Annotated in this window: 20 protein-coding genes; 7 read left to right on the top strand and 13 right to left on the bottom strand. The window is 73.2% G+C overall.

The features are described from left to right. Nucleotides 1-52: 52 nt before the first annotated feature. Nucleotides 53-895, top strand: coding sequence for a LysR family substrate-binding domain-containing protein (locus tag AMK27_RS10000; RefSeq protein ID WP_073904834.1), 843 nt, complete (start codon nt 53-55; stop codon nt 893-895). A 145-nt stretch (nt 896-1,040) separates the two neighbouring features. Continuing rightward, nucleotides 1,041-1,619, top strand: coding sequence for a Type-2Aa cytolytic delta-endotoxin (locus AMK27_RS10005; RefSeq protein WP_073904835.1), 579 nt, complete (start codon nt 1,041-1,043; stop codon nt 1,617-1,619). Nucleotides 1,620-1,737: 118 nt separating this feature from the next. On the opposite strand, the gene AMK27_RS10010 is transcribed toward AMK27_RS10005, so the two are convergent. The 3 genes from AMK27_RS10010 to AMK27_RS10020 all read right to left on the bottom strand — a co-directional run bounded on the left by AMK27_RS10010 (nt 1,738) and on the right by AMK27_RS10020 (nt 6,348). After that, nucleotides 1,738-3,405, bottom strand: a complete 1,668-nt coding sequence (locus tag AMK27_RS10010) for an FAD-dependent oxidoreductase (protein ID WP_073904837.1) — start codon at nt 3,403-3,405, stop codon at nt 1,738-1,740. Between the two features lie 33 nt (nt 3,406-3,438). Continuing rightward, nucleotides 3,439-4,350 (bottom strand): AurF N-oxygenase family protein, encoded by a 912-nt coding sequence (locus AMK27_RS10015; RefSeq protein WP_073904838.1) that lies wholly within the window; start codon nt 4,348-4,350, stop codon nt 3,439-3,441. Between the two features lie 210 nt (nt 4,351-4,560). Then, entirely contained in the window at nt 4,561-6,348 is a 1,788-nt protein-coding gene (locus AMK27_RS10020; RefSeq protein WP_073904840.1) for a S8 family peptidase, read from the bottom strand. A 265-nt stretch (nt 6,349-6,613) separates the two neighbouring features. On the opposite strand from AMK27_RS10020, the gene AMK27_RS10025 reads away from it, so the two are divergent. Then, on the top strand, nt 6,614-6,976 hold the full coding sequence (locus AMK27_RS10025) for a DUF1304 domain-containing protein (protein WP_073905940.1): 363 nt from the start codon (nt 6,614-6,616) through the stop codon (nt 6,974-6,976). Nucleotides 6,977-6,983: 7 nt separating this feature from the next. Further along, entirely contained in the window at nt 6,984-7,550 is a 567-nt protein-coding gene (locus AMK27_RS10030) for a TetR/AcrR family transcriptional regulator (protein WP_073904841.1), read from the top strand. Nucleotides 7,551-7,657: 107 nt separating this feature from the next. On the opposite strand, the gene AMK27_RS10035 is transcribed toward AMK27_RS10030, so the two are convergent. Continuing rightward, the gene (locus AMK27_RS10035; RefSeq protein ID WP_241847404.1) at nt 7,658-10,702 is read right to left on the bottom strand and encodes a carbohydrate binding domain-containing protein; all 3,045 of its coding nucleotides are present in this window, start codon (nt 10,700-10,702) and stop codon (nt 7,658-7,660) included. Between the two features lie 225 nt (nt 10,703-10,927). On the opposite strand from AMK27_RS10035, the gene AMK27_RS10040 reads away from it, so the two are divergent. Further along, complete coding sequence (locus tag AMK27_RS10040) at nt 10,928-11,290, top strand: YrdB family protein (RefSeq protein WP_073905945.1); 363 nt, start codon at nt 10,928-10,930, stop codon at nt 11,288-11,290. A gap of 69 nt (nt 11,291-11,359) precedes the next feature. On the opposite strand, the gene AMK27_RS10045 is transcribed toward AMK27_RS10040, so the two are convergent. Beyond that, a complete protein-coding gene (locus AMK27_RS10045) occupies nt 11,360-11,827 on the bottom strand; it encodes a MarR family winged helix-turn-helix transcriptional regulator (RefSeq protein ID WP_073904843.1) in 468 nt (155 codons plus the stop codon). A gap of 124 nt (nt 11,828-11,951) precedes the next feature. On the opposite strand from AMK27_RS10045, the gene AMK27_RS10050 reads away from it, so the two are divergent. Then, nucleotides 11,952-13,418, top strand: a complete 1,467-nt coding sequence (locus AMK27_RS10050; protein ID WP_073904844.1) for an MFS transporter — start codon at nt 11,952-11,954, stop codon at nt 13,416-13,418. Nucleotides 13,419-13,571: 153 nt separating this feature from the next. Here the strand turns inward: AMK27_RS10050 and AMK27_RS10055 are convergent, their stop codons facing one another. After that, nucleotides 13,572-14,405, bottom strand: a complete 834-nt coding sequence (locus AMK27_RS10055) for a VOC family protein (RefSeq protein WP_073904846.1) — start codon at nt 14,403-14,405, stop codon at nt 13,572-13,574. Nucleotides 14,406-14,548: 143 nt separating this feature from the next. Between AMK27_RS10055 and AMK27_RS10060 the strand changes: the two genes are divergently transcribed. After that, the gene (locus AMK27_RS10060) at nt 14,549-15,157 is read left to right on the top strand and encodes a GNAT family N-acetyltransferase (RefSeq protein ID WP_073904847.1); all 609 of its coding nucleotides are present in this window, start codon (nt 14,549-14,551) and stop codon (nt 15,155-15,157) included. On the opposite strand, the gene AMK27_RS10065 is transcribed toward AMK27_RS10060, so the two are convergent. The 7 genes from AMK27_RS10065 to AMK27_RS10095 form a co-directional block, all read right to left on the bottom strand. After that, nucleotides 15,133-17,868, bottom strand: a complete 2,736-nt coding sequence (locus AMK27_RS10065) for a fumarate reductase/succinate dehydrogenase flavoprotein subunit (protein WP_198955831.1) — start codon at nt 17,866-17,868, stop codon at nt 15,133-15,135. The two genes, AMK27_RS10060 and AMK27_RS10065, sit on opposite strands and share 25 nt — an antisense overlap. 101 nt (nt 17,869-17,969) lie before the next feature. Next, a complete protein-coding gene (locus AMK27_RS10070; protein ID WP_198955832.1) occupies nt 17,970-18,755 on the bottom strand; it encodes an ABC transporter ATP-binding protein in 786 nt (261 codons plus the stop codon). Next, nucleotides 18,752-19,666 (bottom strand): ABC transporter permease, encoded by a 915-nt coding sequence (locus AMK27_RS10075; RefSeq protein WP_073904849.1) that lies wholly within the window; start codon nt 19,664-19,666, stop codon nt 18,752-18,754. The genes AMK27_RS10070 and AMK27_RS10075 overlap by 4 nt, the downstream gene beginning before the upstream one ends. Then, nucleotides 19,663-21,033: an ABC transporter substrate-binding protein gene (locus tag AMK27_RS10080; RefSeq protein WP_079188326.1), complete on the bottom strand. Its 1,371-nt coding sequence runs from the start codon at nt 21,031-21,033 to the stop codon at nt 19,663-19,665. Before AMK27_RS10080 ends, AMK27_RS10075 begins: the two co-directional genes overlap by 4 nt. A gap of 14 nt (nt 21,034-21,047) precedes the next feature. Beyond that, nucleotides 21,048-21,275 carry a 4Fe-4S dicluster domain-containing protein gene (locus AMK27_RS10085; RefSeq protein WP_030313017.1) on the bottom strand — a complete coding sequence of 76 codons (228 nt, stop codon included), beginning with the start codon at nt 21,273-21,275 and terminating at the stop codon, nt 21,048-21,050. 131 nt (nt 21,276-21,406) lie between these two features. Next, entirely contained in the window at nt 21,407-22,174 is a 768-nt protein-coding gene (locus tag AMK27_RS10090) for a GntR family transcriptional regulator (protein WP_073904850.1), read from the bottom strand. A gap of 166 nt (nt 22,175-22,340) precedes the next feature. After that, nucleotides 22,341-23,264 carry a MerR family transcriptional regulator gene (locus tag AMK27_RS10095; protein ID WP_073904852.1) on the bottom strand — a complete coding sequence of 308 codons (924 nt, stop codon included), beginning with the start codon at nt 23,262-23,264 and terminating at the stop codon, nt 22,341-22,343. Nucleotides 23,265-23,305 lie beyond the last annotated feature (41 nt).

Consider the following 23,305-nt stretch of genomic DNA (forward strand, 5'->3'; position numbering starts at 1 on the left):
ATCGAGCGTGCGGGCGAGTTCCGACCACGGCAGCTACCGGTAACCTGGCGGAGTGACAGGCTCGGACGCTTCCCCCGCGGATTCCCCCTCATTCCCCTCCTCCTCCCCTTCCTCCTTCAGGCTCGCCTACGTGCCCGGAGTGACGCCCTCGAAGTGGGTGCGGGTGTGGAACGAGCGCCTGCCCGACGTCCCCCTCACCCTGCTCGCCCTGACGCCCGCCGAAGCCTTCGGTGCCCTCCGGGAGGGCGCGGCCGACGCCGGTCTGGTCCGGCTCCCCGTCGACCGGGACGATCTGAGCGCCATCCCGCTCTACACGGAGACGACGGTCGTCGTCGTCCCCAAGGACCACCTGCTCGCGGCGGCGGAGGAGGTCACGGTCGAGGACCTCGCCGAGGAGCTCGTCCTGCACCCGCTCGACGACACCCTCGACTGGGAGCGGCTGCCCGGCCTCCCGGCGAACGAGCGCCCCGCGACGACCGCCGACGCGATCGAGCTGGTCGCGGCGGGCGTCGGCGTGCTCGCCGTTCCGCAGTCGCTCGCCCGGCTGCACCACCGCAAAGACCTCACCTACCGGACGCTCGTCGAGGTCCCGCAGTCGCGGGTCGCCCTGTCCTGGCAGGCCGCGGACGAGGCGCCCGACCTGGTGGAGGAGTTCATCGGCATCGTGCGCGGCCGCACGGTGAACAGCACCCGGGGCCGCCGCGCCGAGGCCCAGAAGGGCCAGAAGCAGCCGAAGGACCAGAAGGAGCGGAAGTCCGGCGCCAAGCCCGGCGGCCGGTCAGGGAAGCCCGGTGCCGGTGCGCGTACGGCGGGCAAGCCGGCGGCCCGGAAGCCCGGCGGCGCCGGAGGCTCCGGCCGGGGCCGGACCGGCGGGAAGCCCCGCAAGCGGTCCTGAGGCGACGCCGCCCCCTCCGTACGACGCTCGTACTACGTCCCCAAGGCGTCCGTACGGCGTCCGTACGGCGGACGCGGCCCGCTCCCGCGGGCGGGTGCTCGGCATACTGACCCCTCCTGATCATCGAGATCACGCAGGAGGAGCTTTGGCCGCCAGTTTCAGGACCGTCGTCGAGGTGGGACCGGATCATCTCGCGCAGGCCCGGTCCATCGACCGGGTGTTCCAGGAGGCGATCGCTCCGGCGACCGTCAACTTCGACTTCGAGGCGATACGGGAGGCCGCGGCGGCCGTCCCGGACAGCACCGTGGTGAAGATGGTGCGGGGCTGGGGGCTCCAGGAGTACGCCCCCGTGCTCGTCATGGTCCTCTCGCTCAAGGAGGCCGTCCGGCAGGCGCTTCCGCCGGAGTGCGCGGAGGCCGGGTTCTGGGCCACCGTCGAGCGGGAGCTCGTCCAGGCCTTCACCGGCCTCGCCGCGCAGGAGGGACAGCCCGGTCTCTCCTTCTACGAGGAGTCGGGGGAGCGGACCCGGTTCTACCGGGACGTGTTCTTCGCCCTGCAGGACGAGGAGACCGGGGAGCACATGTACGCCCTGGCCTTCTGCATCGACGTGACCGTCGAGCTGCCCAAGGCGCAGGCCGTCGCCCTGGAGCTGACGGACGTCGTGCCGTTCGCGGTCCGGCTCAACGCGATCGTGGTCCGCCAGGCCCTGGACCTCGTGGCCTGACGTCCCCCGTCGCGACGGATCGCCGGCCCGCCGTCCCGGGCCGGACCCCCGGATCCCTCAGGCCCGCGAGTCTCCCGTCCGGACCTTCACGCCCGCACCTCCTCGGGCCCTCACCTCTTCAGGCCTTCAGGACTCTCAGGCGCGGGCGACCGCTCCGCGCCGCCGCGACGAGCTCCTGCACCGTGGCGAGCTTGACCCGCGGGCGACCCGCGTCCCGCCCCTTCGCCCGCTCGGTCCTGTCGATGGCCGCGAGACCGCGCGCGTCGACGAGATGGCGGCTGCGCCTCCGCGCCAGCCGGCGGAACTCCTGGGCCGTGCCCGTCGGCTTCGGCAGCGCACCGGCGACCGCGTCCGCGAGCAGCGTCCCGACGGTCTCCTCCGCGCAGGCCCGGTTGGCTCCGATGCCACCGGTCGGCCCGCGCTTGATCCAGCCGACGACATAGCCGCCGGGCAGCCCGGACACCCGCCCCGCCTCGTGCGGCACCGTGCCGGTCGCCTCGTCGAAGGGCAGCCCGGCCAGCGGGACCCCGCGGTAGCCGATCGCCCGGACGAGGAGCCCCGCCCGGATCTCCGTACCGGACGGCGATCCGTCCTCGGTGACCCGGACCGCGCGGACGGCGTCGGTGCCGACGGCCTCGACGGGGGCGGAGTGGAAGCGGAGCACGATCCGGCGCCGGCCGGGTGCCGGGGCCCGCGTCCAGTCCACCGTCTCCCGCGTGACGCCCCGCAGCAGCGCGGCCTTCGACCCGTCCGCCGCCGCGTCCACGCCCGCCCCGGTGCGCGGGTCCCGGTCGTCGACGACCAGGTCCACGCCCGGGAGGTGCTTCAGGGCGAGCAGCTCGGGGCTCGTGTACGCCGCTTCCTCGGGGCCCCGGCGGCCGAGCAGCACCACCTCGCGCACGGCCGTGCCGCGCAGGGCGGCGAGGGCGTGGTCGGCGATGTCCGTGCCGGCGAGGGCGTCGGGATCGGTGAGGAGGATCCGGGCCACGTCGAGGGCCACGTTGCCGTTGCCGACGACCACGACCCGCTCGGCGGTGAGCGGGACGGCGTCCGCGCCGGTCTCGGGGTGCGCGTTGTACCAGGAGACGACGGAGGTCGCCGAGACGCTGCCGGGCAGGTCCTCGCCGGGGATGCCGAGCCGGCGGTCGGAGGGCGCGCCCACCGCGTAGACCACCGCGTCGTGGTGCGCGGCGAGTTCCTCGACGGTGACCTCCTTGCCGATGTCCACTCCCAGCCGCATCCGGACCCGGGGGTGGGTGTGGAAGCGGGCGAAGGTCTCCGCGGCTCCCTTGGTCGCCGGGTGGTCGGGTGCGACGCCGTACCGGAGGAGTCCGCCGGCCACGGGCAGCCGGTCGATCAGGGTGACCTCGGCGCTGGTGTGCAGGAGGAGGTCCTCCGCGGCGTACATGCCCGCGGGGCCGGTGCCGACGACCGCGATCCGCAGCGGGGCGAAGTCGGCCGGCAGGGAGCGGGGGAACGAGGGCTCGCTCCAGGGGTGGAAGTTGGGCGAGGCGAGTGCCGGTTCGGGCGTCCGGTCCGCGTAGTAGCCGGCGTTGACGGCCTCGTACTCCCGGAGCCGTCCGGTGAGCCGGTCCGCCGGGAAGATCGCGTCGACGGGGCAGGCGTCGGCGCAGGCTCCGCAGTCGATGCAGGTCTGGGGATCGATGTACAGCATCTCCGTGGTGCCGAAGTCCGGCTCCTCGGGCGTGGGGTGGATGCAGTTGACCGGGCAGACGGCGACGCAGGTCGCGTCGTTGCAGCAGGTCTGGGTGATCGCGTAGGTCATGTCGTCGGCTCTGCTCTGCTCGGCTCGGAGGGGTCAGACGAGGTGGGCGCGCTGGTAGAAGAAGAGCGCGGGCCGGGTCAGCATCCCGACGTCGGCCAGGAACTCCATCAGTCCGGAGCAACTGGCGCGCAGCTGCGCCTTGTAGTGCTCGTTGGCGGCCGCCTCGCGACGGGCCCGCTCGGGGTCGAGTCCGGCCCGCACGTAGACCTCCGGGTTCACCAGGCTGGTGATGATGTAGTACGCGGCGATGGCGACGACGAGTGCCTGGAAGTGCCGGCGGGCCCTGCTCGCGCGGGCGAGCGCGCGGCGCGTCTCGTCCCGGGCGAACTTCATGTGCCGGGACTCCTCGACGACATGGATGTTGCTGATGGTGCGGACGAAGGGGACGACCCGCTCGTCGCGCATCCAGTCGCGCTGCATCACGTCGAGGACCTCCTCGGCGACGAGGATTCCGGCGTACGCGGCCTCGCCGAAGCCGACGGTCTTCATGAAGCGTCCGAGTTCGAGGACGGCGCGCTTGGGGCGGTACGCGGGGGCGCCGAGCTTCTGGGAGCCCCGGGCGAACATGATCGAGTGCCGGCACTCGTCGGCGATCTCGGTGAGGGCCCACTGGAACCGGGGGTCGGTGTGGTCCATGCGGTAGATGTCGCGGAGCACCATCTGCTGGAGGATCATCTCGAACCAGATGCCGGTGCTGGCGACCGACGCGGTCTCCTGCCGGGTCAGCTCCTTGCGCTGCTCCTCGGTCATCTCGTTCCAGTAGGCCGTCCCGTAGAGGGAGTTCCACTCGGGGCTCTGGCCGTGGAAGTCCTTGTCGAGGGGGGTGTCCCAGTCGACCTCGACGGCGGGGTCGTACGACAGCTTCGCGGCCGACCGGAGCAGCCGCTCGGCCGTGGAGCTGTCGAACTGACCCTCGTTCTCCGGGCGAACGGTGCTGTGTGCCATGGTGCGGCTCCTTGGATCGCGTGATCGGCGGCTCGGACACTTATTAGACTGAGCGTCTAGCAAGCTTGTTAGACGGAACGTATAGCAAGGCTCGGGGGCAGGCCTACCCCCCGGTACGGACTTTTTCCCGCGGGCACGCGAACGGGGGCCGGAACCCAGTGGGTTCCGGCCCCCGTCAGAGGGTCGTGCGGAGGGGCGGTGCCTTCCGCGTCAGAAGGTCAGGTTCCAGGCGTCGATCTTGCCCGTGTCCTGGCTGGCGTTGTCGTTGACCCGGAGCTTCCAGACCCCGTTCGCGACCTCCGCCGAGGCGTTGACCGTGAAGGTCTGGACGATGTTGTCCGTACCGCTGCCGGTCCGGTTGTGGACCGTGTACACGGTGCCGTCCGGGGCCACCAGGTCCACCTTCAGGTCACCGATGTAGGTGTGCTTGATGTCCACGCCCACCTTGAGCGTGGCCGGGGCGTTGCCCGTCACGCCGCTGACCGTGATCGGACTCTCGACCGTCGCGTTGTCGGCGATCGTCACATCGGTGAGGTTCTCGAAGTACGCGCCGGGCGGCGGGGTGCTGCCCCCGACGGCCTTCAGGGCGTCGACCGCGCCCTCACCGAAGAAGCCGTTCTTGGTCGTGGTGCCCTTGCAGCGGGTGTCCGAGGGGCACGCGCGGTCCGTGGCCTGGACGCCCAGCTGGTCCCGGATCTGCGCCGGGGTGAAGGTCGGGTTGGTGCTCGCGATCAGCGCCGCGACGCCCGCCACGTGCGGGGAGGCCATCGAGGTGCCGCTCATGTTGCCGTACTTGCCGCCCGGCAGCGTCGAGTACACCTGGGTGGAGCCGTCGCCGCCCGGCGCGGCGATGTCGATCACGCCGTTGCCGAAGTTCGAGTACGAGGCCTTGGCGCCGCCGCTGGCCTGCGAGGCGACCGTCACGACGCCCGGAAGCTCCGTCGGGATGTCGAGGCAGGCGTTGGTGATGGTGCGGGTGACCGGGGTCGAGTCGTTGGGGCTCTCGGAGTCGGTCGTCTTGTTCGCCAGGTCGTAGTTGGAGTTGCCGGCGGCGGCCACCTGGAGCGAGCCCTTGCCCTCGGCGTACACCTGAGCCCGGCGGACACCCTCGATGATGGCGGCCTGGTCCAGGTTGTCCGGGCAGTTGAACTGCCACGGGTCCGTGTAGTAGCTGTTGTTGGTGACCTTGAAGCCGTGGTCACCGGCCCACATGAAGCCGCAGATCGTGTTCTCCGCGAAGAACAGGCTGCTGGTCGGCTCCGCGATGCGGACGGAGGAGATCTTCACGCCGGGCGCGACGCCGATGACGCCCTTGCCGTTCTTGGCGGCCGCGATCGTGCCCGCGACGTGCGTGCCGTGGGTGCCGACGTCACGCCAGGCGCCCGTGCGCGTGTCCGCCTTGCCGTAGGCGCAGGAGGCCGAGTCGGCGGCGTTGAAGTTGGGCGCGATGTCCTGGTGCTGGTCGTCGACGCCGGTGTCCAGGACGCCGACCTTGACCGTCGCCGAGCCGGTGGTGACCGCCCAGGCCTGCTCGGCCTTGATCTGCGTCATGTCCCAGCGGTTCGACTCCGTGAGGGTCGTCGCCGACTGCGACGGGTTGGCCGGGAGGGCCGGGTTGTAGGCGTCGGCGGGGACGTCGGAGGTGCGGGTCGCACCGACCTGCTGGACTCCGCCGACGCTGCGCATCGCCGAGGCGAACGACGCGGACGTCGAGTGCGCCACGATCACGCCGATCGCGTCGTACGCGGCGAAGACCGAACCGCCGTTGCTCGTGACCGCTCCGCTGACCGCCGAGGTGCCGTCGGGGGCGGTGATCACCAGGTACGCGCGGGTGCCCGCGGCCCAGGCGGCCGGAGCCGCTGCCGGTGCCGTCGTGCCGGTGCTCTGCGTCGCCCCCGCCGAACGGGCCGCGACGGGCTCCGTGTCGGTCGGTGCTGCCTGGGCGAATCCCGCGGGAGCGGCGAGCGCCACGGTCGTACCGAGCGCCGCGGCGGCCATGGCCGACGTTCTCAACCGGCTGGATATGAGGGAAAACAATGCGTCCTCCGATGACCCGGTGGCGCGGGTGGCGCCCGCCGGGCCCTGTGATGTGTGGGGTGGACGCAAGATCCCAGAGTCGCGAGGCGGAAGGAAGCGTTCAGTCCGAGAAGCCTGTTCGTGTTACGCACTGTTGACCGAGCGAGGCGACTTCCTGGACGACTGTCCATGTATGGTGGACACCTGTCCAGGAAATCCGGGTCAGGTGAAAGCGGAGGAGACGACGGTGGAGACGACGGCGAACGTGCTGGTGGCCCTGGTGGCCGCGCTGCACGTGTACATCCTGGTTCTGGAGATGTTCCTGTGGGAGAAGAAGCCGGGGCGCGGACTCTCCGGCTTCGACGCCGACATGGCCCGCGCCACGGCGCCGCTCGCCGCGAACCAGGGCCTCTACAACGGCTTCCTCGCCGCCGGACTCGTCTGGGGCCTCGTCGCCGACGACCCGACCGGGTTCCGGGTCCAGGTGTTCTTTCTCGCCTGCGTGGTCATCGCCGGCCTGTACGGCGGTGCCACCGCCAACCGCCGCATCCTGGTCGCCCAGGCGCTCCCGGGAGCGCTCGCCCTCGGCGCCGTCCTGCTGAGCCGGTGACCCGGCCGTGACCGCGACACCGGGAGACCCCCGGGCGGCCAGGACCCGGGGCAAGCTCCGCCGGGCCCTCCTCGACGAGTGCGCCGAGCGCCCGCTGGCCGACGTCACCATCGCCACGCTCGTGCGCCGGGCCGGCGTCGGCCGTGCCACCTTCTACGTCCACTACGCCGATCTGGAGGCGCTCGCCGTCGACGCCTGCGCCGATGTGGTCCGCGACGCGGTGGACGCCCTGCACGCCTGGCGCGGCACCCCCGACCCGGCCTCCCCGCCCCCCGCGCTGCTCGACTTCCTCGCCGCACTCGCCCCGCACGCGGGCCTCTACCGCGCCCTGCTGCGGCCGGGCGGCGGCGGACCGCTCGGCCGCGTGCTCCACGAGGACCTGCGGGCCCGCAGCTTCCACGAGCGCAGCCTGGCGGGCGCCCCCGAGCCCGAGCTGATCGCCTCGGCCGTGGCCGCCACCTTCGCCGGTGTCCTCGCCGACTGGCTGCACGGCCTCGTGGAGGGCGACTCCGACCGGATCGCCCACCAGATCTGGCGCCTGCTCATCAACCTGCACCGCACGCCGCTGGGGTGACGAGAGCCGGCCCGGGGAAAGGGCCGGCTCTCACCGGTCGTGCGCCGCTGCCGTCGCCCGGACTCGTGCGCCTGTCCGGCCTCGAGGGCTACTTCAGGTCTCGAGGGCTACTTCAGGTACGGCCCCGCCGTGCCGATCCGGCCGGGGCCGTTCAGGACGTACACCCGCAGGTTGCCCTTGCCCGGTGCGCCGACCGAGAGCGTGCCGCCGGAGACGGTCTTCACGTCGCCGGTCACCGCGTCGGTGTACGTGCCGTTCGGGATGCCCGTGTAGGTGGCACTGCCCGAGACCGTGACCAGGGCGAAGCTGTCCGTGGTTCCGCTGGTGTAGCGGCGCTTGAACGCCATCCCGCCCGAGATGCCCTCCGTCGAGTACTGGCCCCTCTGGAGCGCGGGGATCGCCCGGCGGATCTGGTTCAGCCGCTGCACATGCTTCACCAGGGGCTGTTGGAGCGTCGTGGCGACCGCTCCGGACGCGGCGGAGACCTGGGAGAAGTCCGAGGCCGTGACCGAGCCGGCGACATGGTCGCCGAAGTACGCGCGGCCGGTGGTGGCCAGCGGGCAGGACGGCCCGCAGTCGATCTTCGCACCCTTCTGGAACTCGATCTCGGAGCCGTAGTACAGCGTGGGGATGCCGCGGAAGGTCCACATCAGGGACATGTTCTCGGCCCAGGCGTCGGTGCCGCCGGTGTACCGCTCGCTCGACTTGTTGGGGCCGTAGTCGTGGCTGTCGACGTAGACGACGTTGTAGGTGGCGTCGTTGTAACTGTCGTCCGAGTCCTTGCCGTTGGAGAAGGCGTTGGACGCGTCACCGAAGTTCATGTGCATGCGCATGTCGATGACGTTCATGCCCGAGAAGCGGCTGTGGTCGGGGGTGTGGTAGCTGTTCCCCTCCAGGAAGGCGTTGGTGGAGGAGGGCTGGGCGCCCGTGCCCTGCTGCTGCTCGTAGGCGTACATCTCCAGGGCGGCCTTCGCGTCGTCCGCGTCGTACTCCTTGCGCTCCTTCCAGGTGAAGAACTGCGCCGAGTGGTTCACCGAGCCGCGGTTCCACTTGTCGTTCACGAAGGCGGCGACCTCGCCGAAGACGAAGAAGTTCTTCGCGGCCTCGGCGCCGTGGCTCCGCGTCACCCGCTCCTGGATGGCCGGCAGGAAGCGGCGGTTCCAGGTGGTGCGCGGGATGTGCACGGCGGTGTCGACGCGGAAGCCGTCGACGCCCATGTCGATGTACTTGTCGTACGCGCCGATGAGGTAGTTCTGGACGGCCGGGTTCTCGGTGTCGAAGTCGGCCAGGTCCTCGTGCAGCCAGCACGAACGGGAGTCCTCGCCCTCCCAGTTGCCGATCCAGCACTGGTGGTAGAGCGCCTTGGGGAACATCCCGGACGTCGGGCTCGGCCACTGGCAGTTGTAGACCGTGTAGCCCTCGGCGCTCTTGCCCCCGGTGGGCCTGCCCCAGTTGAGGCAGGTGTTCCCGGCCGGCTCGGCCGTCGACCACAGGTCGCCGTTGTAGTACGACTTGCCGGTCTTGGCGTCGATCGTCAGGCCGTCGTACTCGAAGCCGGGCTGCTTCTCGTCGTAGTACCAGCTCCACTGGCTGTCCCGCACGCCGTACACGGTGGGCGTGAAGAGTCCCTTGGCGCCCCAGCGCGAGGAGTGGTTGTACACGACGTCCTGGTAGATCTTCATGCCCTTGGCGTGGGCGGCGTCGATCAGGTCCTGGTAGGAGGCGCCGGCCGACTCCAGACGGGGGTCGACCTTGTAGAAGTCGTAGCCGTGGTACCCGTGGTAGTCGTAGTCGGACCGGTTGAGGACCACCGGGGTCACCCAGATCGCCGAGAACCCGAGGCCCTTGACGTAGTCCAGCTTCTGGATGAGCCCCTTGAAGTCGCCCCGGAACATGGGGTCGTCGTTGGCGGCGTTGCCCGACTTGGTGTGCTGGCTCCCGCCGCGGTTGTTCGAGGGGTCGCCGTCGTTGAAGCGGGCCGTGAGGACGAAGTAGATGGGGTCTTCGCGCGGGTCGGTGCCGAGGGGCCTGCCGGTGGCGGGGGTGGCCGGCGCGTCCCCGGTGGTGGCGGTCGCGGGAGCCGAGGCGGCGGAGACGTTGCCCGCCGCGTCCACGGCCCGCACGGTGTACGTGTACGCGGTCCGCTCGGCGAGGCGGGTGTCCGAGAACACGGTGGAGCCGACATCGGTGACGACGGTTCCGCCGCTGCCGCCGACCCGTGTGACCTGGTACTTCGTCACCCCCTTGTCGTCGGAGGCGGGGTCCCAGGTGAGCAGGACCGAGACGCCGTCCGCGGCGGCGGTGACCTTCGCGGGGGCGGTCGGGGCCTGGGTGTCGGGGACCTCCGCGGCGCAGGGGTCGGACGCGTTCGCCGTCACCGCGTTGTTCCGCACGGTGCTGAGGCCCGGGCCGATCGTGTAGTCGGCGCCGCCGTTGTTGTCCCAGGTGCCGTTGCCGTTGTTGAAGGCGGCCTTGAGGGAGGCGGCCGTGCCGAGGTCGACCTCCCGCTTCCACCAGCCGGCGCAGGCGGACTGCATGCCGACGCCGGGCACCGCGGTCCAGGCGCCACCGGCCGGCTGGTAGTGGATGTTGGCCGTCGACCAGCCCAGCGCCTCGGTCGAGAAGTAGACGGTGGCCTTCGCGCCCGGCGTCGGTGTCGGCGTCGGCTCGGGCCCGGTTCCGGCGCAGGGGTCGGAGTGGGCGATCACCCCGTCCTTGACGGTGAGGGACCCGGTGCCGAGGGCGTAGTTCCTGCCGCCGTTGTTGTCCCAGGTGCCGGTGCCGTTCGTGAAGGTCGCCTGAAGGCCGGTGGCCGTGCCGAGGCTGACCGTCTTCTTCACCCAGTCCGTACAGGCGGCTTCCATGGCGACGCCCGGGACCGTGGTCCAGGAGCCGCCGTCCGGGGCCCAATGGAGCTTGTACTGCGCCCAGTTCCTGGTCTTCGTCCAGTAGAAGACCGTGGCGGTGTTCTCGGCCGTGGCGGCGACCGGGGCCGTGCGCGGGCCGGCGTCGGGGGCGGGTCCCCCGGACGGTGCGGCCACCGGGCCGAGGAGGCCGGCGGCGACCGCCAGGGCGGCGAACGGTCTGAGGGGCGGGCGTCCGTACGTACGGTTCAGTCCGCGCGTACGGGTCAGTCCGCGGGTGCGTGTCATCCGGATCTCCAGGCAGGACGGCGCGTCACCGGGCAGAGCTCTGCCCCGGGCGGGAGGGCGAAGCCTTCTGGAAACGCTGTCGGAAAGTTGCTGAAACGTCTTGCGTGGCCGGAACGTATCGCCGCCTCTCCCCGTCGTAAAGGGTTCTGGCGAAGTCCGGAGGTGTGGAAGTGTGGAGAGGTGATCGCCTGGAAGGGTCACGCCGGTGACGAGGGAAGGCGATCGATGAAGCTGCCGGGACCGCTGCACCCGCTCAACGAAGTGCTGGCGTTTCTGCTGGAGTTGGCGGCCCTCGCCGTACTCGCCTGGTGGGGGTGGGAGAGCGCGGGGTCGATCGCTCCGCGCCTCCTGATCGCCGTCGCGGCGCCCGGGGCGGCCGCCGTCCTGTGGGGGCTCTTCGCCGCCCCGAAGGCCCGGTTCCGGGTGCCGTTGGCGGGTGTTCTGGCCGTGAAGGCGCTGGTTTTCGGTGCCGCGGCGGCGGCGCTGGCCGCCCTGGAGCGGCCCGGCTGGGCGACCGCCTTCGCCGTGGTCGTCGTGGTCAACACGGCCCTCGCGACGCTCGATCGCCGGGAGCGGACGGGGGTGTGACGAAGCGTCACGGCCGGTCCGCCGCTGCCGCGGCGCCGGCCCGTCGGGGGCGGGTTCGGGGTCGTCCCGTCAGGGGCGCGGCCAGGGACGGCCTTCGAGGCGCTCGATGTCCCGGTTGAAGCGTTCGAGGAAGGCCGCGAAGCGGGCCACGTCCTCCGGCGACCAGGTCTCCATGACCCGGTCGAGCCCCTCGATGTTCGAGTTCCGGTCCGCCTCCAGGCGTCGCTCGCCCTCCTCCGTGATGCGGAACTTGCGGGCGATCCCGCCGTCCGGGTCGGAGATCCGCTCCACGACGCCGGCGCGCAGCATCGCCGCGGTCTGCCGGTTGAGGGTGGAGGCGTCCAGTCCGAAGGCCTCGCTGAGCTGCCCGATGGACATCGGCCCGTGCATGCGGATGCGGCTGAGCAGGACGTACGCGCTGCGGTCCAGGTGGCCGCCGGCCGCCCGCGAGCGGGGCGCGTACAGATGGGCGTGCCGACCGAGCAGCATGGTCTCGAACTCGACCAGGTGAAGGGGTTTGTCCTCGGGCTTGTCCATGAGCCCATTGTCCCTCGCCGTGATCGATTATGCATCATGCATGTCTTGTGTATGACACCATTAATGTGCACTATGCATATGGAGCCATGGCGGACGACCGCCGTGGACGATCGAGGGAGAACACGTGGACGGCACCAAGCCCGACGCCCGACCCGGAGGCGTCGTCGGCGTCCTCGCGCTCGCGGGCATCGTGGCCGCACTCATGCAGACCCTGGTGGTGCCGCTCATCGGCGACCTCCCCAGGCTGCTCGACACCAGCGCGTCCAACGCCTCCTGGGTGATCACCGCGACTCTGCTCGCGGGCGCCGTCGCCACCCCGGTGGCCGGCCGGCTCGGCGACACCCTCGGCAAGCGGCGGGTCCTCCTCGTCTCCGTGATCCCGCTGGTCATCGGCTCGGTGGTCTGCGCGCTCGCCTCCTCCGTCGTCCCGATGATCGTCGGCCGCGGTCTCCAGGGCCTCGGCATGGGCGTGGTCCCGCTCGGCATCAGCCTGCTGCGCGACATCCTCCCGCCCGAGAAGCTGGGCGGCTCCATCGCCCTCATGAGCGCCTCCATGGGCGTCGGCGGCGCCCTCGGCCTGCCGTTCTCCGCGGCCGTCGCCGAGAACGCCAGCTGGCGGGTCCTCTTCTGGGTCGCCGCCGCGCTCAGCGTCGTGGTCGGCCTCCTGATCTGGCGCGTCGCCCCCGCGGGACGCCGCGCCGCCGCGCCCGGCCGCTTCGACGTACCCGGAGCGCTCGGCCTCGGCGTCGGGCTCGTCGCCCTGCTGCTCGCCGTCTCCAAGGGCGCGACCTGGGGCTGGGGCAGCGGCACCACCCTCGGCCTCTTCGCCGTCGCGGTGGTCGTCCTGCTCGCCTGGGGCCGGTGGGAGCTGCGGACCCGTGACCCCCTCGTCGACCTGCGGGTCACCGCGCGCCCGGTCGTCCTCATGACCAACCTGGCGTCGGTCCTGGTCGGATTCGCGATGTACGCGCAGTCCCTGGTCGTTCCGCAGCTCTTCCAGTTGCCCGAGGCGACCGGTTACGGTCTGGGCCAGTCGATGATGGCCATGGGCCTCTGGATGGCCCCGGCGGGCCTGATGATGATGGTCCTCGCGCCCCTCGGCGCCAAGCTCTCGGCCGCCCGCGGTCCCAAGGTCACGCTCTCGGTCGGCGCCCTCGTCATCGCCGTCGGCTACGGGTCCTCGCTCGCCCTGATGGGCACCACCGTCGGCCTGCTCGTCGTGACCCTCATCTGCAACACCGGTGTGGGACTCGCCTACGGGGCCATGCCCGCGCTCATCATGGGCGCCGTCCCGCAGGAGGAGACCGCCTCCGCCAACAGCTTCAACACCCTGATGCGGTCCATCGGCACCTCCGTCTCCGCCGCGGTGATCGGTGTCGTCCTCGCCCAGATGACCACCACCCTGGGCGGCCACGCGCTGCCGTCCGAGAACGGCTTCCGCGTCGCCATGCTCATCGGCTGCGGGGTCGGCCTGGTGGCCGCGGTCGTCGCCGCGTTCATCCCGAGCCGGCACGCCGCCGCGCCGCTCGGCGACCCGGCGGACACGGAACCGGGGGCCGCGCCGCGCACCGCCACCGAGGCCGCCGCCTGAGCGGAATGCTCGCACGAGGGGCGGTGCGGGCCGGGGTTGCCTCCCCGGCCCGCACCGCCCTCCGGGCCCGGCAGCCGTTCCGGTCCCAGCCCGCACGGCCGGTCCCGACCGCCCTTCCGATCAGGATCCGCCCCGCCGGTCCCGGCCGTCCGGTCAGTCCTTGTCGTCGCCCGCCGCCTCCAGGCCGAACAGCGCGCCCTCCGGGTCCCGGACCACCACCACCCGGCGTCCACCCGGGTCCTCGGGACCGCGCACCCCGCCCCAGTCGCCGCCGGGCACGACGGTCCCGCCGTACGCCACCACCGCCACCGCGGCCGCCTCGGGATCCGGCACCCGGAACCGCACCAGCCAGCGGGGACGCAGCTGGGGCCGGGGTGATCCGGACTCCACCGGCCCGCTGTTCAGCCGGGCCACCGCCTCGCCGTCCCGGCGCAGCACCACCTTGTCCTGCTCGTACGAGACCTCGAAGCCGGCGGGCGCCTCGTCCGCCCAGCGCAGCACCTCCCCGTAGAACACCGCCGCCTCGAACGCGTCCCGGGTGTGCAGTTCCAGCCAGGCCGGCGCCGACCGCATGCCGAGGTGCAGACGGTTCCCCGTCCGCCCCTCCCAGACACCGAACGCCGCGCCCTCGCGGTCGGCGGCGAGCGCCGCCCGGCCGTGCGGCGGATAGCCGACGGGCCCCACGCCGACCGTGCCGCCGCGCTCGCGGATCCGTGCCACCGCCTGGTCCACGTCGTCCACCGTGAAGAACGCCGTCCAGGCCACCCGTACGGACAGCTCGGCCGCCACCGCGGCGATCACGGCCACGGGCTGGTCGTCGAGCCGGCCGACCGCGTACTCCCGGTCCCCGCCGTCGTCCCGCCGGAACGTCCAGCCCAGCACGGCACCGTAGAAGCGCTCCGCCGCGTCGAGATCCCGCGCGGTCAGACTCAGCCAGCACGGCGCTCCCACCACCTCTCCGGTCGTCGGCCCCGACACCGGCACCACCTCCTGATTCCGTCCTGCTCGCTGCGTGCGTCGTGCGCCCCTTCCCCGGTCCACTGCCCCGCATGCGCGCACTCACCCGAGTGCCGCCGAACACCACACGCCCGGGTGCGCCGACGAGGACGGCGGGGGATACCGTCCGGATCATGAGCAGCCCGCAGCCCCGCCTCCGTGAAACCGCCGGGAACGGAACGGCTCCGTCGTCCCCGCCGCTCCTGCTGCGCCCCTGGACGCACGGAGACGCCGAGCCGCTCGTACGCCATCACCGCGACCCGCAGCTGCGCGCCTGGCTCGCCACCCACCTGGACACGACCGGGCAGGCACGCGTGTGGGTGGACGCCCAGAGCGCGGGCTGGGCCGCCGGGACGCGGGCGGCCTTCGCGATCGTCGAGGACACGGCGGCGGGCCGCCCGGCGCCGCTCGGCCACATCGCCGTCACCGGTGCGGGAGGTGCGGCCGTACGGGTCGGCTACTGGACCGCGCCGGAGGCACGCGGGCGCGGGATCGCCTCCCGGGCGCTGGCCCGCGTCGCCCGCTGGGTCGCGGACGAGGACGGCCCCTTCGCCGGACGCACGCCGGAACTCGTGCACACCGTCGGCAACGAGGGCTCGTGCCGGACCGCCCTCGCCTGCGGCTTCTCCCTCACCGCGACGCTTCCCGCCGCCCCGCCCGCCCGGTCGCGCGCCCAGCACCTCCACACGGCCGCCGTCCCCGGGACCCCGCCCGGGGCTCAGCGCGCCGCGCGGGCCGCGTAGGCGCGCACGTCCGCGTCGGGGTCGTCCGCCGCCCCGGCGAGTGCCGTACGGGCCTCTGGGTCGGCCCGGTGGACGAGGAGCGAGAGGACGGCGGCCTTCCGGACGTCCGCGTTCGCGTCGGCGAGCGCCTTCGCGAGCGCGGGGACGGCCGGGTCCGCCGGGGCGGCCCGCAGCGCGGTCGCGGCGCCCGAGCGGACCTGCCAGGCGGGATCGCCGAGCGCGGCTTCGGCGCGCGCGGCGTAGGCGGCCGGGCAGCCGGTTCCGGCCAGCGCGGCGAGCGCGGCGCCCCGGACCAGCGGGTCGGGGTCGTCGAGCAGGGGCCCGAGCGGCTCCGGAGCCGGATTCCGTACCGCCGCCAGCCCCCTGGCCACCGCGACCCGGACCTCGCGGGCCGGATCGGCGGTCGCCGCCGTCAGTTCCGCGACGGCGTCCACCGAGACCAGCGCCCGGACGGCCTGGACCCGTACCTCGACGGACGCGTCGGCGAGCGCCCCGCCGTACAGGCCGGCGTCCCCGAGCCGCAGGGCCCGCAGGACCTCCAGCGCGGCGGACCGCACGGCCGCGTCCGGCACGGCGAGCGCCTCCCGCAGACCGGCGCCGAGCTCCGGCCCGGCGGGCAGCACCTCGACCAGCTCGCGCAGGGCGGCCGCGGCGGCGGCCCGGACGAGCGGCGCGTCGTCCCGCAGCCGGGCCGCGAGCGCGGGGCCGGTACCGGCCGGCGCGGTCTCCCCGAGCGCGGTCACGGCGGCGGCCCGTACGGCCGGGTCCGGGTCGTCCAGGTAGGGGGTGAGCGCGGCGAGATCGGGGGACTCCTCGACGAGGGACAGGAGCCGGAGCAGCCTCGGGTGGGGCGGCGCGACCGCCGGGGCCTCGACCGGGGCCGGGGCGTCCGAGGGCGGACGCGCCGCCGGAGCTGTCTCCCGGGGGCCGGCCGTGGCGACGGGGATCAGCTCCACCTCGCCGAGGTGCCGCTCGGGGCCGCCCGGCGGCGCGAACTCGGGCACCGGCACCAGGTACGGCTCCACCGGACGCGCCGTGAACTCCATCGCCCCCGAAGGGGACTTGCGCAGATCGAGGTGGTGCAGCCAGCCCGCGTCGTCCCGCCCGGGGTGGTCGAGCCGCTCGTGGTAGAGACCCCAGCGCGACTCGGTGCGGGCGAGCGAGGCCCGTGCGGCCATCTCGGCGCAGTCCCGGATGAACGACACCTCGGCGCACCGCATCAGTTCGTGGGCCGTGCGCGCCCCCATCCCGGCGATCTCCTCCGACATCCGGTCGAACGCCTCGACGGCCAGGGAGAGTTTCGCGCCCGTCTTCGGCGGAGCCACGTAGTCGTTGACGAACCTCCGCAGCTTGTACTCGACCTGGGGCTGCGGCGGACCCTCCGGATGCCGCAGCGGCCGGTAGACCAGCTCGTGGGCGGCCGCGAGCTGCCCGTGGTCCAGCTCGCCCTCGTACGCCGTGTACCGGGAGGCGTCCGCCCCCGCCAGGTCGCCGAAGACGAACGCGCCGATCATGTAGTTGTGCGGTACGGAGGCCAGGTCGCCGGCCGCGTACAGGCGCGGCACGGTCGTCCGGGCGTGTGCGTCCACCCGTACCCCCGACGCCGAATGGCCGCCGCACAGGCCGATCTCCGAGATGTGCATCTCGATGTCATGGGTCCGGTAGTCGTGCCCGCGGCCCTCGTGGAAGGTGCCGCGGGTGGGCCGCTCCGTGGTGTGCAGGATCGACTCGACGGCGTCGATGGTCTCCTCGGGGAGATGGCTCAGCTTCAGGTACACCGGGGCCCGGTCCGAGGCGAGTTCGGCCGCGAACTCCGCCATCATCTGCCCCGACCAGTAGTCCGACTCCACGAACCGCTCGCCGTGCCGGTTCACCTGGTAGCCGCCGAACGGGTTGGCGACGTAGGCGCAGGCGGGGCCGTTGTAGTCCTTGATGAGCGGGTTGATCTGGAAGCACTCGATCCCGGTCAGCGCCGCACCCGCGTGGTACGCCATGGCGTACCCGTCGCCGGCGTTCGTCGGGTTCTCGTAGGTGCCGTACAGGTAGCCGGAGGCGGGCAGGCCGAGGCGACCGCAGGGTCCGGTGGCGAGGATCACGGCGCCCGCCCGGACGACGACGAACTCGCCCGTGCGGGTGTGGAGGCCGGCGGCGCCGACGGCCCGGCCGTCGTCGGGGTGGGTGAGGACCCGGACCGGCATCACCCGGTTCTCGATCCGGATCCGCTCCCGCATCTCGCGCCGCCGCAACTGCCGGTAGAGGACCTTCTTGACGTCCTTGCCCTCGGGCATCGGCAGCACGTACGAACCGGACCGGTGCACCTGCCGGACCGCGTACTCGCCGTGCTCGTCCTTCTCGAACTTCACCCCGTACGACTCGAGGCGCTGGACCATGCCGAAGCCGCGGGTCGCCGTCTGCCGGACGGTCGACTGGTCCACCAGGCCGTCGTTGGCGCGGGTGATCTCGGCGACGTAGTCGTCGGGCTCGGCGCGGCCCGGCACGACGGCGTTGTTGACGCCGTCCATGCCCATGGCGAGGGCGCCGGAGTGCCGGACGTGCGCCTTCTCCAGGAGCAGGACGTTCGCCCCGCGCTCGGCGGCGGTCAGCGCGGCCATCGTGCCGGCGGTGCCGCCGCCGATGACGAGCACGTCGCAGGACAGCTCGGTCGCGTCGGCGAGGTCGGGCACGGTCAGGGGGACGACGGGGCTCTCCATGGGGCGCCTTTCGAGGGTTCGGGGGGTGCGCGGGGCGCGGGTCCGTGGACGCGCGTCGGAGGGAGTCGAGGACGCGCGTCGGAGGGACTCGGGGCCGCGCGTCAGAGGGAGTCGAGGACGCGGCGGCGCAGCGCGGCCGTGTCCGGCGCCTGCCGGGCGTCCCGTACGCGCGGATGCGGCACGTCCAGGACGTCGCCGGTCGCGAAGAGGGCGACCCGGTCGCCGAGATGGACCGCCTCGTCGACGTCATGGGTGACGAAGACGACGGTCGCGCCCGTGCCGCGCAGGATCTCCACCAGGAGGTCCTGCATCCCGCCGCGGGTGTGGGCGTCGAGCGCGCCGAACGGCTCGTCCATCAGGACGGCCCGCGGGCGGGCCGCGAGGGCGCGGGCCAGTTGGACCCGCTGCCGCTGCCCGCCGGACAGCTGGTGCGGCAGCCTGCCGGCGTGCCCGCCGAGCCCGACCCGCTCCAGCCACTCCTCGGCCGAGCGGCGCCGCTCGGCGCGGGGCACCCGCCGGATGGCGAGGGGGAGTTCGACATTGGCGCGGACCGAACGCCAGGGCAGCAGCGCGTCGTGCTGGAAGACCAGGGCCCGGTCGGCGCCCGGCCGGCGGACCGGCTCGCCGTCCTGGGTGACCCGCCCCTCCAGCGGGGGCAGCAGACCGGCGAGCGTGCGCAGGAGGGTCGTCTTGCCGCAGCCCGAGGGGCCGACCACGGTCAGCAGTTCGCCGGGGGCGATCCGCAGGTCGAGCGGGCCGGGCACGGCGACCCCGCCGGGGTGGCCGAGGCGGACGCCGTGCAGGGCGAGCTCCGCACCTGCGGAGGCCGTGGGTGCCGTCGGCGCGGACGGCTTCGCGGACACGGCGGACGGGCTCACGGTGCTCATGGAACCGGCTCCTTCTCGGGGCGGCTGACGGCGGACACGGAAGCGGACGGGGGCGCGGGAGTGGCGGGCGCGGAGGTGCTGGCCCCGCGCGCGGGGCCGCCCGCCGGGCCCCGGGCGGTCGGGCGGGGCAGCCACGCCGTGACCCGGCGGCCCAGCGTCTCGACCGCGGTGGAGGTGAGCCAGCCCAGGGCGCCGATCGTGGCCATGCCGACGAAGACACCGGGGTAGTCGACGACCGTGTAGTCCTGCCAGGTGCGGTAGCCCACCCCGTACTCGCCGGAGATCATCTCCGCCGAGATCACACAGATCCACGAGACGCCGATGCCCACCGACAGGCCGCCGAAGATCCCCGGCAGGGCGCCCGGCAGCACCACCGAGAACAGCACCCGCGCCCGGCCGCCGCCCAGGGTGAGCACCGCCTCCTCCCACACGGGGTTCAGCGCGCGCACGGCGTGCCGGGTCGAGACGAGGACGGGGAAGAGGGCCGCGGCGCAGGTGATGAAGACGATGCCCTGCTCGTTGGTGGGGAGCAGCAGGATCGCGACCGGCACCAGGGCGATGGCCGGGATCGGCCGCACCACCTCGACCAGCGGCCCCAGGATGTCGGCGGCCCACCGGGACCGGGCCACGGCCGTCCCGGCCGCCACCCCGAGGACGGCGGCGAGGAGGAAGCCGACCGCGATCCGGCGCAGACTGTGGCCGAGGTCCTGCCAGTACGCCTTGGTGCCGATCCGGTCCCCGAGGGCGGAGGCGACCTCGACGACCGTGGGGAACTGCTCGAACCGCAGCCACAGGTCGACGTCGTACGAGGTCAGCAGCTGCCAGAGTCCGAGGGCCGCGAGGGGGGAGGCCACCCGGACCAGCCGGCGGCCGGCGCTCGTGGCGCCGGTGCGGTGGCTTCCCGCGCTCATGACGCGAGCCTCACGGCGTCCGCGTACGGGACGATGCGCGCGCCGGCGTGCCCGGCGACGTACCGCTCGGCGCCCGAGCGGGTGACGAAGGCCCGCCACGCGGGGCCGTCCGCGACCCACACCGCCCGGTCCGCGAACCAGAGCGTCCCGGTCACCGCGTCCGGTACGTAGGCGGCCCGCACGGAGGCGCCCTTGACGGCCTTGAGGAGCGCGGCGGGGCTGTCGAAGGTCCGGGTCGTGCTCCGGCCCTTCAGCCACAGCTCGGACCTGGGCCCGGCGGCCTTGGGGTACGCGAGGTCCGGCACGGCCCGGCGCAGCGGCGCCGGGTCGACGAACGCGTCCACGTCGACGTCCTCCACCAGTCCGGCCTCCCTGAGGACCGGCACGTCCTCCTTGAGCGCGGCGACCAGCTCGGGACGGATCGCCGGGTCGAAGGTCGCGATGCCCTGGGCGCCGTTGTAGAGGTAGACCACCTCGGCGGGCAGCCCGGTCTCCTCGGCGACCGTCTCGGCCGCGGCGACCGGCTGCTCGCGCAGATGGTCCGTGGCGCGGTCCTGCGCCCGCAGGAACGCGTCGAGGACGGCGGGACGCCGCTGGGCGAACTCCTCGCGGACGGTGACCCCGTGGAAGGTCGGCAGGTTCAGCTCGGCACCGTCGTACAGCGCCGTCGCCTTCCCCTGGAAGGCGAGCAGGCCCGGCCAGGCGACGAACTGGGACAGCGCGTCGACACTTCCGGCCGCCAGGGCCGAAGCCCCCACGCTCGGCTGCTGGTTGAGCTTGCGGACGTCCTTCGCGGGGTCGAGCCCGGCCCGCCGCAGCGCCCGTACGAGCGTGCCGTCGGCGGCCGAACCGACACTGGTGGACACCTTGCGGCCCTTCAGGTCCGCCAGCGACCCGAGCGGCGAACCGGGTGCGGTGACCACGGTGTTGAGGCCGCCGCGCAGGTTGTACCCGGTGACCGCGACGAGCCGCGTCGGCTCCTTGAGCTGCTTCCCGCGGGCCGCGTTGATCAGCAGCGGGAAGTCTCCCATCGAGCCGATGTCGATCTTCCCCGCGGTCATCTGCGCCGTGATCGGCGCACCGGTCGCGTAGTCCTGCCAGACCACCCGGTAGGTCAGGCCGTCCTTCCGGCCCCGCTGCGCGAGCTCCTCCTCGAAGTAGCCGAGGGAGCGCAGCAGCGTGCCGGCGGTGACGGTGTTGATGGTCTTCGACTGGTAGCCGACGGTCACGGTGACCGTCTTCCCGTCGGACGAGTCCGCGGCCCCGGTCCCGCCGCAGGCGGTGGCGAGGGGCAGGAGGAGGGCGAGGGGGAGGGCGAGCCGCCCGGCCGTCCGGTGGGGGAGCAGGGGAAGTCTTCCTCGGGACATGGGTGTTCGGCCTTTCACCGGAGCAGATAGGGCATGTTGACGGTGACCGCGCCCGTGGGGCAGCGGGCGGCGCAGGGGCCGCAGTACCAGCACTCGTCCACGTGCATGTACGCCTTGCCGTCCTCCTCGCGGATCGCGAGCGAGTCCAGCGGACACATGTCGACGCAGAGCGTGCATCCGTCGATGCACTTCGACTCGTCGATGGTCACGGGCACGTCGGCGCGCTGGGGGACCAGAGGCATGGCTGTCTCCAGGAAAGGGGTGGGCGGGGAGGGGAGGAGAGGGGAGGAGCGGAGAGGGGAGGGACCGGCCGAGGGGGCAGGATCCGGGAAGCGGGGGGGGGCAGGGGCAGGGGCCGGGGCCGGGCGGGCGGTCAGAGGGAGCGGCGCAGGATGCCGCCCATCGTGATGCGGTCGCCGCGGAACCGGATGAACTCCAGGTCCACCGGCCGCCCGTCGGGCAGACACGTCAGCCGCTCCAGCATCAGGACGGCCGCCCCGCGCGGGGCCTGGAGCACGGCGGCGGAGTGCGCGTCGGCGTTGACGGCCTCCAGGGTGATCTCCGCGTGCCCGAGCGGGCCGCCGGTCAGCTGCTCCAGGAGCCGGAAGACATCCGTGTTCTCCAGATCGCAGCCGAGGAGTTCGCCGCCGATGTCCATCGGGAGGTACGACAGGTCGAGGGAGAGCGGCAGCCCGTTGAGCCGGCGCAGCCGCTCGACGCAGAGCACGTCGGTGTGCTCCGGCAGCCCGAGACGTTGGGCCACCGGCCCCGGCGCGCCGACCGGTCCCATCGTCCGGACCTCGTTGGTGACCTGCCCGTGCTCACGCAGGGTCTCGGCGAGGCCCTGGAGCCGGTCCAGGCCGTGCGGGTACTTCTCGCACACCACCACCGTGCCGACCCCCGGCTGCCGCTCGACGATCTGCTCGCCGCGCAGCAGGTCGAGCGCCTGCCGGACGGTGTTCCGGCTGGCCCGGTAGTCGGCCGCGATGACGTCCTCCAGCGGCAGGACCCCGCCGGGGAAGCCACCCGCCAGGATCTGATGGCGCAGCAGGTCGGCGAGCTGCCGCGCCCGGTCCGCACGCAGCCGCAGACGGCGGGCGGCGGCGACGGGACGGGCGGCGGAAGCGGGTTCGGCGGGCATGGCAAGGAACGTAGCGGCGGGCCGCGCCGGATGGTGTTGCGGCAGTATTGCGCCACCTGACATCCCGTACGTACCGCTCTGACCTGCGACGATTCAAGGCCGGAGCGGAGTTCCGCCACCCCGCCGCCCACCACGTGGACGCCCGGCCGCCCACCATGCGGGAAGGTCAGCGGGCCCCGGCCTCCACCTGCGCGCGCAGGGCGACGGAGAGATGGTGGTGGAGCGCGCCGAGCACCGGCTCGCCCGGGGCGAACAAGCCGGTCGCGAGCTTCCAGTACCGGGTGATCACGGGCCCCTCGCTCCGGGCGAGCAGCGGGAGCAGCCCGCGCCGGAAGCCGGGGGAGTCCACCGTCCCCCGTGCGTGGGCGTACGCGCCGACGAAGCAGTCCAGCGCGGTGCCCTCCCGCAGCGCCCGCCCCGCCGCCAGCTCCGTGGATGCCAAGGCGTACGCCTCCGCCAGACCCTCGTACAGCACGGCCGGCCGGTACTCCCCGGCCGGCAGCGGCGGCGCCGGCCGCGCCCCGGGCAGGTGGACACGCGGATCGGACACCAGCGCGTGCAGCCGGGCGAAGTCGAGCACCTGCCCCGGGCACGGCTCCGCAGGAATCCCCGGCACCACCGCGTCGACCACCGAGGACACCACCCGCGCCGGCAGCCGTACGGGCAGGATCCGGCGCCAGAACCGGGCCAGGGCCGCCGTGTCGGGCGGCACGGACACCGCACCGATCAGCCGCAGCCGCTCCGCCCGCTCCCCGGGCGGGCCGTCCCGCAGCAGTCGCAGCGAGGCCTCGCGCCAGCGCAGCGCTGCCAGTTGTGACCCCAGCTCCCGCAACCGCCGCGCGACGACCTCCTCCAGGGCCTCGTCACGGGCGAGGACCCGCTCGACCTCCGGGAGGGGCAGATCGAGGCCGCGCAGGGACCGGATCAGCAGGAGCCGGTCGAGCGCCCCCGCCCCGTACCGGCGATGCCCGCCCGAGCTGCGCCCCGCCTCGGGCAGCAGGCCCCGCTCGGAGTAGTACCGCACGGTCTTCACGCTGACACCGGCCCGCCGGGCGAGCTCGCCGATGCTCCACGACTCCTCGGACACCATGACCTCAGTGTGGGGTACGGCCCCTCCTCGGAGCCCCGCTC

Origin of the sequence: Streptomyces sp. CB02009 (genome assembly GCF_001905825.1) — a bacterium.
Lineage (GTDB): Bacteria > Actinomycetota > Actinomycetes > Streptomycetales > Streptomycetaceae > Streptomyces.

Coding starts and splice junctions, on each gene's coding strand:
- AMK27_RS10010 (WP_073904837.1), bottom strand. CDS start 3,405: ATGACCTACGCGATCACCCAGACCTGCTGCAACGACGCGACCTGCGTC.
- AMK27_RS10015 (WP_073904838.1), bottom strand. CDS start 4,350: ATGGCACACAGCACCGTTCGCCCGGAGAACGAGGGTCAGTTCGACAGC.
- AMK27_RS10020 (WP_073904840.1), bottom strand. CDS start 6,348: ATGGCCGCCGCGGCGCTCGGTACGACCGTGGCGCTCGCCGCTCCCGCG.
- AMK27_RS10035 (WP_241847404.1), bottom strand. CDS start 10,702: ATGACACGCACCCGCGGACTGACCCGTACGCGCGGACTGAACCGTACG.
- AMK27_RS10040 (WP_073905945.1), top strand. CDS start 10,928: ATGAAGCTGCCGGGACCGCTGCACCCGCTCAACGAAGTGCTGGCGTTT.
- AMK27_RS10045 (WP_073904843.1), bottom strand. CDS start 11,827: ATGGACAAGCCCGAGGACAAACCCCTTCACCTGGTCGAGTTCGAGACC.
- AMK27_RS10060 (WP_073904847.1), top strand. CDS start 14,549: ATGAGCAGCCCGCAGCCCCGCCTCCGTGAAACCGCCGGGAACGGAACG.
- AMK27_RS10065 (WP_198955831.1), bottom strand. CDS start 17,868: ATGGAGAGCCCCGTCGTCCCCCTGACCGTGCCCGACCTCGCCGACGCG.
- AMK27_RS10070 (WP_198955832.1), bottom strand. CDS start 18,755: ATGAGCACCGTGAGCCCGTCCGCCGTGTCCGCGAAGCCGTCCGCGCCG.
- AMK27_RS10075 (WP_073904849.1), bottom strand. CDS start 19,666: ATGAGCGCGGGAAGCCACCGCACCGGCGCCACGAGCGCCGGCCGCCGG.
- AMK27_RS10080 (WP_079188326.1), bottom strand. CDS start 21,033: ATGTCCCGAGGAAGACTTCCCCTGCTCCCCCACCGGACGGCCGGGCGG.
- AMK27_RS10085 (WP_030313017.1), bottom strand. CDS start 21,275: ATGCCTCTGGTCCCCCAGCGCGCCGACGTGCCCGTGACCATCGACGAG.
- AMK27_RS10090 (WP_073904850.1), bottom strand. CDS start 22,174: ATGCCCGCCGAACCCGCTTCCGCCGCCCGTCCCGTCGCCGCCGCCCGC.
- AMK27_RS10095 (WP_073904852.1), bottom strand. CDS start 23,264: ATGGTGTCCGAGGAGTCGTGGAGCATCGGCGAGCTCGCCCGGCGGGCC.